The sequence below is a fragment of the Westiellopsis prolifica IICB1 genome (assembly GCF_004323185.1).
Taxonomy (GTDB): domain Bacteria; phylum Cyanobacteriota; class Cyanobacteriia; order Cyanobacteriales; family Nostocaceae; genus Pelatocladus; species Pelatocladus prolificus_A.
In genome coordinates, this window is the sequence record NZ_NAPS01000002.1 from 398996 (window position 1) to 412931 (window position 13936).

Below are 13936 nucleotides of genomic sequence, written 5' to 3' on the forward strand. Positions count from 1 at the left end.
ATAAATTTATTGTTTTAGAATCTTATCGCGCTTCAGCTGTAAATACCGTCAGCGATGCTGCTGTTCTCAATGTGTGTAAAACACATGAATTTATTTGATAACTTTGGGTATATCTCAAAACTTATGCTCTTGGAGTGACACACAAATGGCTATGCAAGTCGTTCAATTGTTGCCACAGAAATATTTTACGTCTATTGCGGATAATTGGCTCAACGCAAACTTTTGTGTACTAGCATTAATTTTGAGATAAGTGTGGCAAAAGACGTCTACAAAGCCTTTTACCTTGTCCTATGCCTAAATGGTATAAATTTTATCAATTAATTTCATGAATATTTCATAAACATTAAAATAGCAGTATCTGTGATTTGGATTTGATTGATCTATAGCCGCATCTCAGCAGGTGGTGCTTCAGGCATAGGTGTGACTTGATTTAATTGATTGTTGGGAAATCTCCTTGGTCTTCCTGGTTTACGTTTATGTCGCTGGTTGATAGATTTTTCGCTGGCTGCTGCCAATTCTTCTGGTGTGCATTTAAATAGTCGCAACGCGTCTAAGTATTTTTTCGGCGTCATTGTCGGTTCTGTACGCCCTGCTTCCCAGTTGCGAACGCTGGTTTCACTGATTGCAAGCCTGAAGGCGACTTCTGCACGGCTAAGTCCCGCGCGTTCTCTCAGGACTTGCATATCCATACCAAAATGCTCCCTTTGATAACTATATGAATACATTTATTAAATCAATTGACGTCAAAAAGCCTACTGATGTCTATGTTATTAACTATATTATTTTATAGTGTTCGTTGTACCTTCTGGCAAACATACAAACCAACGTCAGGGAAGAAAATTAATGGCTGGTGAATTAACACTGATTGTCGAAATGGTAACAGTGTTGGGGGTTGCAGTAAGCGGAGGGTATCTGGTCAATCGTTTGCATCAGCCCGTGTTACTTGGATACTTGTTGGGGGGTATGGTTGTCGGTCCAGCAGGGTTAAAACTTGTCACGCTTGAGGGGGATATCCAAGTATTATCCGAAGTTGGGGTAGCCCTATTGTTGTTTGCTTTGGGTGTTGAGTTTTCCCTCAAAGACTTATTACGGTTACGGGTGATCGCCCTTGGTGGTGGATCGCTGCAAATCATACTCACGATTCTACTTGGAGGAGGACTCGCCTATTTTACAGGTTGGGTCGAGACAGCTCCCCAGGCAATTTTTTTGGGTGCTGTGCTTTCTTTGTCCTCAACAGCAGTCGTACTCAAAAGTTTAATTGAGCGGAATGAAGTCCAGACCATTCATGGACAAATTATGCTGGCAATTCTGATTATACAAGACCTTGGGTTGGGACTGATGCTGGCAGTCCTTCCTGTGTTGACCCAACCAACCGAGATGATCGGTATTGCTTTATTTGCTGCGCTGGTTAAAGTACTACTTTTTCTTACTGGGGCAATTTTAGCTGGAAAGTGGGTTATTCCGTTTCTGATTCGATTAATCGCTCAAACGGGATCTCAGGAGTTATTTCTACTAGGAATTTTGGTACTTTGCTTGGGAATTGCGCTATTTACCTACGCCATCGGTTTAGGTATCGCTATGGGTGCATTTGTAGCAGGATTAATGATTTCCAATGTGGAATATGCTGATCATGCTCTTGATCGGATTCTACCGATGCGAGATGTTTTTGCTACTCTGTTTTTTGTTTCGATTGGACTGTTAATTGATCCTGGTTTCCTGTTTGCCAATGCTGGCGTATTAATCGGGTTAATAGCCATTACTCTGATTGGGAAAGCAGGGATTGTTGCATTAATTGTTAGGGGGTTTGGCTATTCTCTGAAAATGGCCCTGACAGTCGGTATTGGTATCAACCAAATTGGAGAATTCTCCTTTGTCTTAGCTGGTGTTGCTCAAAGTGAGGGAGTTTTTTCGTCTAGACTTTATGGATTGACCGTAGGAACCACAGCCACAACCTTATTGCTAGCGCCCTTTATGCTGAAGGTAACACCGTATCTACTTCAGTGGTTGGAACGGTTTCCCCAAATCAATTCGTTTTTGCAGTTGAATAATTCCCCTCGCCTAGTTGGGTTAGAAGAAGAACTTATCAACCATGTGCTAGTGGTGGGATATGGTAGGGTAGGGCAAACTCTTGTGAGGATGCTGTATTTTCAGGGACATAAAATCCTAGTGATTGACAATAATGAAGCCGCTCTGCAAACTTTAAGAGAGCGAAAGATTCCCTATCTTTTTGGAGATGCTTCTAGCTCGTTAGTTTTGGAAAAAGCCAATATCACTCAAGCCAAAGCAATGGCGATCGCTCTACCTGATCCAATGGCGACTCGACTAACTTTGAAGCGTGCTTTAAGTCTAGCACCAGATTTAGATATTACTGTCCGCGCTCATGTGAATGACGAAATTGATTCGCTCTACCAACTGGGCGCTCAAGAGGTGGTTCAACCAGAATTTGAAGCTTCTCTAGAAATGGGCGCGCATATGCTGTTGAAATTGGGGGATTCTACCTATGCAGTACAGCAAGTCGTGAACCGTTATCGCCGTGGACGGTATCGAGACATTTTACCAGAACGATCGCAGTACTGGGGCGCAGCTGATCTGGAGGTGGCGATCGCAGGGCTAGAACATCATTGGTATGTCCTACATTTCGATTCGCCTTTTTTAGGGCTAAGTCTAGCTCAAACCAACGCTCGCCGTTTAACCAGAGCTACTATCATGGCAATTGAACGTAACAAACAACTCTACCGCTATCCAACTGGTGAATTTATCCTTGAGTCAGGCGATCGCCTACTGGTTGTTGCCAACCCCCAAGAGCATATCGCATTTACAAAACTTTTTACAGGGGATTAACAAGATTTCACACTTAAGGTGAGCGATCGCACAAATCGATGAAATTTTTGAATACTTTAGTCTGTAGAACTTTAATATTCAAAATTCTACGCTTTTTCTCATGCAATCCAGTAAGTTAGACCAAATTTTAGGACTAGAACTACAGCGTTATCGCATACAGAAAGGTTGGTCACAAGAGTATCTTGCAGAAGTGACAGGTCTGCATAGGACTTACATCAGCCAGCTTGAACGAGGACTAAAAAGTCCATCCGTCAGAGTTCTCAGTCATATTACCAATGCTTTGGGAATAAAAATGAGTGAATTTTTACAAGCTGTAGAGGAATCCCTGAGTGTTGACAAACAACGAGATTGAAAGATTAAAGCAAGCCATTATCGCGACTATTGCATCTCCTGTGATTGGCTCGATAGAAGATTATACATGGGAAGCAATTTTTCATTATGTTAAGGATATTCCTTTGTTAGATCCAGCTCTCGGACGTAGCAAGCTTCTCTATGATGCTGTTGACGTAGTTACTAAAACTGGTTGGTCACTCAAATCCCTCCAACTGAAGAGCCTAAACTTTAAAAGCCCATTTTTGTTTGTTATCCAGAGAGCAGATATCATCAAGAAGTCTACCCAACTGGGTTTTCCTGGTTTGACTGAGCAATCCTCGCCGGATGAGCTTGGAGCAGCCATTATCCAACATTGGAATGAGAAGATTATTTTGAGTCAGGCAGCACAAAGTGTTGTAAATAGTTATGAAGGCATATTACTGAAAACTATCAAAGGTTACGAGTATATTTACTGTGAGTTTCCACTCGATCCTCTTGATTCAAGCACGTTTTCTTGGGCTTGGACAGTAGACAAAACTACTGGCGGTTCAGGGGTAGGGCTACAGGGCAACGTTGCAGGCAAAATAGAATTGGTGTGGTACAAAAATCAGAAACAACTTTTCAGAGCTAGAACTATTCCCACACAAGCGGTTCGTATTAAAGTTGAAAGAACTCGTCTTACTCTTGATCGATATGTAAAGACAGTTATCTTTGCTTTGCAAGATCAAATCAACATGCAGTTTTCTGAGAATGACCCTGAATAATAGATAAAGCTATGACTTTACTTAGAAAGGGAGGTACAGATTCACCAATTTGAGAAGCCATATCAGTATAGGTTCCCAAAAAGTGAAAATTATCTGGGTAAGAGTGTAATCTTGCAGCTTCGCGTATTGTAATTGTTCGATCCTGAGTAGGATGGAAAAATCTACCTGAGCCAGGATGGAAGACCCATCTGGTTATAGTTCTTGCTGGCTTATCCCAGTAAAGTCTGCCGTATGCACCGCTATAGTATTTTTTGGGAGCTAATTCACTAGGTAAGTCTCTAGCATCTTGTCCTTCACTGAGTAAACGTGCTCTCGACAATTGAATTGGAGTTAAAGCACGAGCAACATGATTGACAACTTTGATGCTTTGATTACGTATCATAGCTTGATATGTAGTTTGTGGAGCCGAAGGATAAACTTCAGCCTCATATTCTTGTCCTGCTTCTAGTGGTGGTAAGTCTCCAATTGCATCTCTGACTGTGACAAGTGGAGAAACATTTGTTTCTAACAAACTAAGCTGATTACAAGACTTCTTAGTTCTATAGTCACTCCTAATATCACCAAAATGTGTTGGTTCAGGAAAATGAAGGTAGTGATCGAGACTAGCTAGAAAAAAAGCTCTGGATCTTGTTTGTGGTATTCCATAGTGTGCAGCATTTAATGATGAAGAGACTACTTTGTAACTCAATGATTCTAGTTGTTGTGTGATTTCTTCCCTTATTACGCCATTGTAAGCCTTCAAGATTTCAGGCACGTTCTCCATTACGACGTAAATGGGTCTAAACTCCTCTACGAATTCCAAAAACGTTCGATATAGCTGATTGCGGGAATCATTGAGGTAGCGATATCCAGCTGGAATATTTCGTGAAAACCCCTGACATGGGGGACCACCAATCAACGCTGTTAATTCTTCTCGCTGCAATCCCAAAGCTAACCGTAAATCAGAAGGATTAATTTTACGTATATCCTGATGAATAATTTTAGTGTTTGAGTAATTGTACTTGTATGTCGTCAAAGGTTTGGCATCTACATCGATCGCACATAAAGATTCAAAGCCTGCCATGTGAAATCCTGTAGTCAGACCACCTGCTCCAGCAAATAAATCAATAATTTTCTGTCTCATTATTGAATACTATAGTATTCATATAAATATTGTCAAGTGATACCAATTTCAAAAAAGAATGCGACAGATAGATTCATATAACTCTTATGCACAAAGAGTTTCCCAATCCAAAATCCAAAATCCAAAATGGTATAAAGCCATCATTACCCGGTAAAAATCGATAATACTCCCAGACAACCAAATATCCTTATTCACATAATAGACAATTTGTACAGTGCGTAAGTTCTAATCTACTATCGCCCTATTTTGCTGCTCATAACCCCAACAAACAATAATCTCACGCCCAGACACCAAGATACATAAGATTCACTCTGCACCTTTGCGCCTCTGCGTGAGATTAATTAAGCTAATTAACCAGATGAAATTTCGTCGCCTGATAGGCCAAACCACCGCTTACCTCAGCCAACGCGCTGCGTCTTTAGCGTGGTAGGTCAAAATTAAATCTGCACCAGACCGTTTAAAGCCAGTTAAAGTTTCCATGACCACGCGCTGTTCATCAATCCAGCCGTTGAGGGCTGCGGCTTTGACCATAGAATATTCACCAGAAACGTTGTAAGCAGCAACAGGTAAGTTGCTAGCTTGTTTCACACGCCAGATGATATCCATGTAAGCCAAAGCTGGCTTCACCATCAGCATATCAGCGCCTTCGGCGATATCCAATTCTATTTCTTTGATGGCTTCGCGGGAGTTACCGGGGTCCATTTGATAGGTGCGGCGATCGCCAAATTGGGGTGCTGAGTCTGCTGCATCCCGGAATGGACCGTAGTAAGCCGAAGCGTACTTGGCAGCATAAGACAAAATTGGTGTGTCTTGGAAACCAGCTTCATCCAAACCAGCGCGAATTGCTTGCACAAATCCATCCATCATCCCGGAAGGTGCAATAATGTCAGCGCCTGCTTTTGCTTGGGAAACGGCGGTTTTCTTGAGTAATTCCAGGGTGGGGTCATTTAAAACTCGTCCTGACAAATCACCAACTTGCAAATAACCGCAGTGACCATGACTGGTATATTCACACAAACAAGTGTCAGCAATGATAATCAAATCTGGTACTGCTTCTTTCACCGCGGTTGCAGCTTTCTGAACGATACCGCAATCATGCCATGCGCCTGTAGCATCGACATCTTTATCGGCTGGAATACCAAATAAAATAATGGCGGGAATTCCCAAGTCGTAAACTTCTTTTGCCTCTTCGACAATTTTATCTATCGACAGCTGATAGACACCAGGCATAGATTTGACTTCGTTGGCGATCGCTTCACCTGGGACAGCAAACAAAGGGTAAATCAAGTCGCTGGTGGTAAGAACAGTTTCACGTACCATCCGGCGGAGTTGGGGATGGGTACGCAGACGGCGGGGGCGATGGGTTGGAAACATAAATTTTTATGAAGAAAAAACACAAATGGACAAATAACAAAGCGTCACAGACTTGCGGTAAAAACCCGCTTTGGAAGGACACACTACAAACAGCGCTTAACTGTCCTCTGCCCTACACCTGATGAGGTTGTGGGGCAATTTTGTATTTTACAACTTGCTTGTCATTTATCTTCTAAAAAAGACAAGAAAGTATATAAAACTTTCCATCAATATATATAGATGGGCTTGATTAAAAATTTGTGATGAGATATGTGTGAGGCGCAATGATCATCGATAATCAAAACACAGGTTATTACCTATTACCAATAGGCGATGACCCTGAATCTACAAGCCACCTGTTTATTTTATCTATTCATAAGTGACTTGATCTAACCGGATAAAAATTGATTTTTTCCTAAACAAGTCGGAGAATGAAGGGATAACGAAAAGGTTTTTCCGTATTAGTTAAAACATTAAAAAGCGCCCAAATTGTTAATCCCCAGTGAACTAAAAACCATAAACCCGCTAAAGGTATCAACAAACCAAAACTCACCCAAATCAAAACACCGATAATAGTCCCATAAAACCAGACATTAAAATGAAAATTAATGGCTTCTTTGGCGTTTTCTTTTACAACAGGATCTTCTGTTGCAAAGAGGATGAAAATTGGTATTCCAATCGATACTAATGTGGTACTCAAAAAGATCGCTGCATGAGAAAGTGCTGATAAAAGCTTGCGCTTGTCCGTGTCGTACATTTCTCTGTTCCTTATACATTAGGTGCTATTTTGGGTAAAGTCTGTGGAGGATGAAGTTTGAAGTCAGTAAACACTAAACAGTGATCAGTGATTCATTGGTAGCTGTGAACTGGTAACTGATAACTGATAACTGAATTTGCCTCCTGTCTTCAAGTCCATTAAGAACCTACCATGAGCATCGTTGTCTTAAGATAAAAAGACTCGCTAAAGTTGGAAAAAGTAAAGTTAGATTTAATTTACAAGTAGATACAGTTATGTCAACTGACCTTGAGTTAGAACTTCACAAAGCAGTTGAACTTCGTCGCAATTTTGCGATTATTTCTCACCCGGATGCTGGTAAAACTACACTCACAGAAAAACTCCTGTTGTACGGAGGTGCTATTCACGAAGCCGGTGCAGTCAAAGCCCGACGCGCCCAGCGCAAAGCGACTTCTGACTGGATGGCAATGGAACAACAACGGGGTATTTCCATTACTTCCACAGTGTTACAATTTACCTACCAAAACTGTCAGATCAATTTACTAGATACTCCTGGACACCAGGATTTTAGTGAAGATACTTATCGGACTCTGGCGGCGGCAGATAATGCAGTGATGTTAATTGATGCTGCTAAAGGTTTGGAACCCCAAACACGCAAACTGTTTGAAGTTTGTAAAATGCGGGGTATTCCCATTTTCACATTTGTGAACAAACTTGACCGCCCCGGACGAGAACCCCTAGAACTGCTAGATGAAATTGAGCAAGAATTAGGATTGCAGACCTATGCAGTCAACTGGCCCATTGGTATGGGCGATCGCTTTAAAGGTGTCTTCGATCGCCACAAACAACAAATTCACCTGTTTGAACGTAGCGCCCACGGTAGTAAAGAAGCGGTTAATACAGTTGTTGATTTGGGAAATCCCCAAATTGAAGAACTGTTAGAACAAGACCTTTACTATCAGCTCAAAAACGACTTAGAACTATTAGAAGGGGCGGGAGCAGACCTAGATTTAGATTTAGTACACCAAGGCAAAATGACACCTGTTTTCTTTGGTAGTGCGATGACTAACTTTGGGGTTGAGTTATTCCTCAAGTATTTTCTAGACTACGCCCTTAAACCAGGTCCACACAGCAGTAGTGTAGGTGAAGTTGAACCCGAATATCCCGAATTTTCTGGGTTTGTGTTCAAGCTGCAAGCCAATATGGACCCCAAACACCGCGATCGCGTGGCGTTTGTGCGTGTCTGTACAGGGAAATTTGAAAAAGATATGACGGTCAATCACGCCCGCACAGGTAAAGTTGTTCGTTTGTCTCGTCCGCAAAAACTTTTTGCTCAAGAACGAGAATCTATTGATGTCGCCTACCCTGGTGATGTGATTGGTTTAAATAATCCCGGTGTTTTTGCAATCGGGGATACAATTTACACTGGGCAAAAGTTGGAATATGAGGGAATTCCTTATTTCTCTCCAGAGTTGTTTGCGACTCTCCGCAACCCTAACCCATCTAAATTCAAGCAATTTCAAAAAGGCGTTTCGGAATTGCGTGAAGAAGGGGCTGTGCAGATTATGTACTCAACAGATGAAGCCAAACGCGATCCAATTTTGGCTGCGGTAGGTCAATTGCAATTCGAGGTGGTGCAATTCCGTCTCATGAATGAATATGGAGTTGAAACCATACTGGATTTATTACCCTACAGCGTTGCGCGTTGGGTAGAAGGTGGTTGGGAAGCATTGACCAAAATCGGACGCTTGTTCAATACAACCACAGTCAAAGACAGCATGGGGCGCCCAGTTTTATTATTTCGTAATGAGTGGAATTGCCATCAATTACAAGAAGATCAACCTGATCTGAAATTAAGTGCGATCGCCCCGGTTTATTCTAGTCAACAACCAGTGGTTAATGGGTAATTGGTAATTGGTAATTGGTAATTGGTAAAAATTTACCCGTTACCCATTACCACTAACAATATAGTTATTGGAGTGCAAACTACTATGCCTTCACATTCTGAACCATCTTTGAAGGCTGGTTTAACCGCCCTGAAGCAAGGAGATTATCAAACAGCAAAAACCATATTAGAAGATATTGTCAGTAGTCATGGCGATCGCACGGCAGTTATCCAAGCGGAAATCGGCTTAGTTGTCGTTTATACACGTATTGGGGAAGTTGCAGCAGCGATCGCATTATGCGAAACTCTGGTTGAAAACGAACGCCCACAAGTTAAAGAATGGGCTGAACGTTCTCTAGAACAAATCAAAAAACGCTATCAAAATGATGATGGGTCTACTGCTGACGTCACTGGATTTATCCCCTGGGATAATTCTTCACCAGTGGTGGAATCTCAGCAGTCGCAAACAGAGAACGCCCAGATGCACGAACGCCAAGAGGCGGACAACACAAGCATCGAGCAAACACCAGCCCGCAGTTTGCGAGTACCTACATTTGGCGGAAATCAAACGCGAGGTTGGCTAGCTTCAGCAGCTTCCACACCCGGCGCGTCTGTACCAAAAACCTCATCTTTACCAATTCCTCAACCCCCCAACTCTGGGATTACTGTTAATCAGGAAAAAGTCAAACCACCTACGATTTACTGGCGACAAGCAGGACGCGCTAAAGTATGGCAACCCCTACCAAAGCGAGGTTTAAAATTATTGTGCTTACTCCAAGCAGGAACATGCATAGCGCTGTTTTGGGTAATCAAAACGCTGCTGGTGTCGGTAATGAGATTTATTAATGATGCCTTTGTTAAATTACCTTTTTTAGAGCCATTACAGCTTTTATATAGAGACCCTACAAGTATTTTGGTGGTTTTGATTTTCGTTTTGTTCTGTTTATCTCCTTGGTTGTTGGATCGATTACTGACAAAGTTTTACGGTCAACGAGAATTAGAAAAAGACGTTTTGCATCGCCATAGCAAAGAGACAGCACGAGTTTTACAACGCTATTGTCAACAACGAGGCTGGCGGACACCAAAATTATTTGTCCTACCAATGACAGCACCAGTTGCTTTGTGTTATGGTCATTTACCTCGGACAGGCAGAATTGTAGTTAGTCAAGGGTTATTAGAGCAACTCACAAATGATGAAATTGCCACAATCTATGCCAGTCAATTAGGACAGATTGCTCACTGGGATTGTGCTGTGATGTCTTTGTTACTAGTAGTAACAATTCCGATTTACCAGCTATATCAGTTATTGGGACAGTGGGGAGATACAAAAACCCAACCGATCTGGCGTGGGATTTTTAGTGTACTGACAAGTCTGGTTTATGGTTTGTGGTGGTTGCTGACAGCAACTGGTTTATGGTTGTCCCAGCGACGGCTTTATTGGTGCGATCGCGTAGCGGCGGAAGTTACTGGTAATCCTAATGCTTTAGTCCGTGCTTTACTGAAAATGGCTATTGGTATTGCTGGTGATGTCCAAAAACAAGAACACACCAGTTGGCAGCTAGAAAGCTTAAATCTAGTTATACCCGTAGGCTATAAACAAAGTTTGTGGTTGGGTAGTATGGCTGGTTATACTACCTTTGAATCTCTGTTGATCTGGGATTGTGTTAATCCTTATCGATGGTGGTTTGTGATTAATAATACTCATCCTTTAATCGGCGATCGCGCCCTGCGTCTGTGTAAAATCGCTCGTCTTTGGCACGTAGACCCAGAATTATATCTCGAAAGCCAACAGCCTTTAAGAATTAAACCTCAGTCTTTTTTATTACAAATTGCTCCTTGGTTAGGAATTCCCTTAGGCGTTGCGTTTGGGGGTCTGATCTGGTTAATTTGGCAAACTCTGTTCGCACTCAAACTTTTAAACTTGAAATGGATTTATGAGGACTGGAATTTTATCAATGGCTGTATGCTCATTGGTTTTAGTATCGGCGTTTTGCTGCGGATAAATTATTTCTTTTCAAACATTAAACCTGCAACTGTCCAAACTGATGACCAATTACCCAACCTGTTAACTAATCCAGCTAGCATTCCTATTGATAGTATCGGTGTGCGTCTTGTCGGAAAGTTATTAGGTCGTCGAGGTACTAGCAACTGTTTGGCACAAGATTTAGTTTTGCAATCTCACACAGGTTTAGTCAAACTACATCACATTTCTTGGCTAGGACAGCATGTCAATCCTCAAGAATTAATCGGACGTCAGATCACAGTCACTGGCTGGTTACGACGCGGAGCAACACCTTGGATTGATGTGCAAACCCTACAAACTCAAGGCGGAAAAATCGTTAACAGTCCTCACCCGATTTGGTCTATCGTCTTAGCAGTCACAGCAGAGGTTTGGGGAGCATATATTCTTCTGAGGGGATAGGGGATAGGGGATAGGGGAACAAGGGAGCTCTTAGCAGGGAGCAGAGGGAATAACCAATGCCCAATGCCCAATGCCCAATGCCCCTTGACCCTTGACCAGCAACTTGAGAATGTAAATAAATATTGCAAAATATTTCTGATTCTGTTACATTTATTTACATAAACGGAAGCAACCAGTATAACTCAATCACCAAGCTCGGTAATGGGACTCGGCTGTTTGTCCAAATCAATCCCCTTTTCTCCTTTCAACACAGCAGCAAATCAACCAGCCACAGGCTGGTTTTTGTTTCCTAAAAGTCAACTTCAAAAAGAAAAGTATTTTATGCTACGATGCTTTCATGCAAGAGTCGGAAATGTCCGTCCTAAGCTAGCTACGTAGAAAATACCGTGATAATGTAAGAAATGGTGTTTAAATATTTGGAACAAGGGCGTTGAAGTCATTTCCTGTCGTGAGCAGTAAGTTGTAAGATTCATAAATTCTTAGAATAAAGGTATTGTGAGCGCAGTGTACGCTTTTGTATTCAACAGGCTTAATTTTGGTAAAAAACAGTATTGTAATAGGTTAATAGTTTGGAGTAAAAAACTAGGTTTGTGGCATTGTTATTCAATAGCATCTATCAAAAGCCAAAACCCGATTACTGTTTTTTGCCTGGTAGTTTTTCAATACAACTCTGGAGGTTAGTCCATGTCCGTTCGCCTATATATAGGTAATTTGCCTAAAGAAGAAATAGATCGTCAAGAACTGCAAGCAGTTTTTGCAGAAGAAGGTGATGCTGTCACCACTAAATTGATTAAAGACCGGAAAACTGGTAAATGTCGTGGCTTCGGTTTTCTCACGGTAAATAATGACGAACAAGCAGACCAGATTATTGAAAAATACAATGGTCAAATGTTCAAAGACTCTCCCATCAAATTGGAAAAGGCATTACCTCGTACAAAGGGAGAGGATAATGAAGAACAAGCACCTACTAAAGCTGCTAGTCAAGGTGGTGGTCATAGCAGTGCTAGCACACCGAGAGAAAACAAAAAATCTAAGAAGCCTCGCCGTGGTGGTAGTCCCAAAGAAAGTTCTCCAGCAGGCGGCGATACAGATGCTATTCGCCCAGATCCACGCTGGGCTTCTGAGTTGGAAAAACTCAAACAAATGCTGGCTGCACAAACTACCAGTTAATCCGCCAGTAGAGGTAATTAAAAATTAAAAATTCAAAATCACTTTGAACTTTTAATTTTTAATTATCTACCTTCAAGCTCTTTTCAAGCTAGCATCCCATGTGAGAAATCGCACAATCAGGGAATGAAAATATGACTCCTCCTACACCCCTACACCCCCACACACCCATTTTCAAACTAGGTGCTAGAGGTTAGAAATCAAAGGCAAGAAAAAAGCGATTTTTATGCCTTAGAAAGGATTGCAGTTTGACATAGTTAATTAGTCAAAAGGGATATGCAACCATTTTTGTAAGTGCGATCGCAAGTTTTGGTTGAAGTGCGAACGTTGCTCGTGTTTTTCGGTGCGAATTGGTTTGCGTTGTTGATCTAACACCCAACCATAATCGCTACTCAAGCGCAATTTATCTTGCCAATCTGAAATAGAAACAATCAGACTAGGCGCAGGAGTGTTATCTGTATCTTCGACTTTGAATACGTAATTAAATGTATTCTGTTTGCCAGGTGCAACAGTTGAGGGTTGTCCACATTCTGCCAAAAGTCGCGATCGCACTTGTTCTACCAAACCAGGTTTATCTATTTCTTCGAGTGTACGAACAGCTAAAGTTAGAGCAAAGTAAAACTCTTCAACAGGAATGAATTCTAATTGCATAAGGGTATTTTACTAGACACAGAGTCTATATCTTCTTACAATTGCTTTCTAATTTTGCTACAGCGTCTATTCATTTTATTTTTTTGCCGAGAAGATTTGATACTCCGCTTCGCTGCACGCTGAGTAGAAAATAGGAATCGGGGAAGGTCTGACAGGTGTAGGTTTTTTACGCTTTGCCCAAAAAATACTGATTTTAGGGTGTAAGGGTATAAGGGTTGAAGGGTGTAGGAATTTATGAAACGATGATTATTGCCTTAGTTTTACACTCCCCACTCATTGCTTTATTAAAAACCTACACTTGTCAGCACTCCCTTGGGGCAGGGCTGTTTCATTCTAAAAAGGAAAATAGTAATAGGATATTATGGGCACAATGTCGTATTGCTCTGGTTAGGGAATCAAAACCATTGTGACGAAACAAGTTAATTACAAAACTGCGAAGAATGGAGAAATTTGCAGATGCATAACCATCAACCATTTGTGCCTTGTCTTCATCAAACACAACATCTTTGACCCAATGTCATCGATTTTCTACACCCCAATGACCACGAATGCCTTGGGCAAAATCTGAAGCTTCAAGGGTCATTGAACTTATGTAATATACGGTTTCCTCATAAGGCTTACCAGCACGAGTACCAAGACGTTCAACTTGAACTATTCGTTTTAGCCCAACCCAATCATTGGA

The 13936-nt window shown here is 41.6% G+C and carries 11 protein-coding genes; 6 read left to right on the forward strand and 5 right to left on the reverse strand.

The genetic code is table 11. The features are described 5' to 3' along the window. Positions 1 to 380: 380 nt before the first annotated feature. Entirely contained in the window at positions 381 to 689 is a 309-nt protein-coding gene (locus tag B4U84_RS15965; RefSeq protein WP_131119389.1) for a helix-turn-helix domain-containing protein, read from the reverse strand. A gap of 154 nt (positions 690 to 843) precedes the next feature. Here B4U84_RS15965 and B4U84_RS15970 point away from each other — a divergent pair, with 154 nt between their 5' ends. The 3 genes from B4U84_RS15970 to B4U84_RS15980 all read left to right on the forward strand — a co-directional run bounded on the left by B4U84_RS15970 (position 844) and on the right by B4U84_RS15980 (position 3917). Then, entirely contained in the window at positions 844 to 2841 is a 1998-nt protein-coding gene (locus tag B4U84_RS15970; RefSeq protein WP_131119391.1) for a monovalent cation:proton antiporter family protein, read from the forward strand. Positions 2842 to 2941: 100 nt separating this feature from the next. Beyond that, a complete protein-coding gene (locus B4U84_RS15975; protein WP_131119393.1) occupies positions 2942 to 3193 on the forward strand; it encodes a helix-turn-helix domain-containing protein in 252 nt (83 codons plus the stop codon). Then, positions 3171 to 3917, forward strand: coding sequence for a hypothetical protein (locus tag B4U84_RS15980; RefSeq protein WP_131119395.1), 747 nt, complete (start codon positions 3171 to 3173; stop codon positions 3915 to 3917). Before B4U84_RS15975 ends, B4U84_RS15980 begins: the two co-directional genes overlap by 23 nt. Here the strand turns inward: B4U84_RS15980 and B4U84_RS15985 are convergent. From B4U84_RS15985 to B4U84_RS15995, 3 genes are all read right to left on the reverse strand, one after another. After that, entirely contained in the window at positions 3883 to 5040 is a 1158-nt protein-coding gene (locus B4U84_RS15985) for a DNA cytosine methyltransferase (RefSeq protein ID WP_131119397.1), read from the reverse strand. The two genes, B4U84_RS15980 and B4U84_RS15985, sit on opposite strands and share 35 nt — an antisense overlap. A 393-nt stretch (positions 5041 to 5433) precedes the next feature. Then, a complete protein-coding gene (hemB, locus tag B4U84_RS15990; protein ID WP_017310105.1) occupies positions 5434 to 6414 on the reverse strand; it encodes a porphobilinogen synthase in 981 nt (326 codons plus the stop codon). 394 nt (positions 6415 to 6808) lie between these two features. Beyond that, entirely contained in the window at positions 6809 to 7150 is a 342-nt protein-coding gene (locus B4U84_RS15995; protein ID WP_017310106.1) for a DUF4870 domain-containing protein, read from the reverse strand. A 254-nt stretch (positions 7151 to 7404) separates the two neighbouring features. Between B4U84_RS15995 and prfC the strand changes: the two genes are divergently transcribed. From prfC to B4U84_RS16010, 3 genes are all read left to right on the forward strand, one after another. Next, a complete protein-coding gene (prfC, locus tag B4U84_RS16000; RefSeq protein WP_017310107.1) occupies positions 7405 to 9036 on the forward strand; it encodes a peptide chain release factor 3 in 1632 nt (543 codons plus the stop codon). A gap of 84 nt (positions 9037 to 9120) precedes the next feature. Continuing rightward, positions 9121 to 11436, forward strand: coding sequence for a M48 family metalloprotease (locus B4U84_RS16005; protein ID WP_131119400.1), 2316 nt, complete (start codon positions 9121 to 9123; stop codon positions 11434 to 11436). 684 nt (positions 11437 to 12120) lie between these two features. After that, positions 12121 to 12606: an RNA recognition motif domain-containing protein gene (locus B4U84_RS16010; protein ID WP_017310110.1), complete on the forward strand. Its 486-nt coding sequence runs from the start codon at positions 12121 to 12123 to the stop codon at positions 12604 to 12606. 258 nt (positions 12607 to 12864) lie between these two features. On the opposite strand, the gene B4U84_RS16015 is transcribed toward B4U84_RS16010, so the two are convergent. Then, on the reverse strand, positions 12865 to 13254 hold the full coding sequence (locus tag B4U84_RS16015) for a hypothetical protein (protein ID WP_131119402.1): 390 nt from the start codon (positions 13252 to 13254) through the stop codon (positions 12865 to 12867). Positions 13255 to 13936 lie beyond the last annotated feature (682 nt).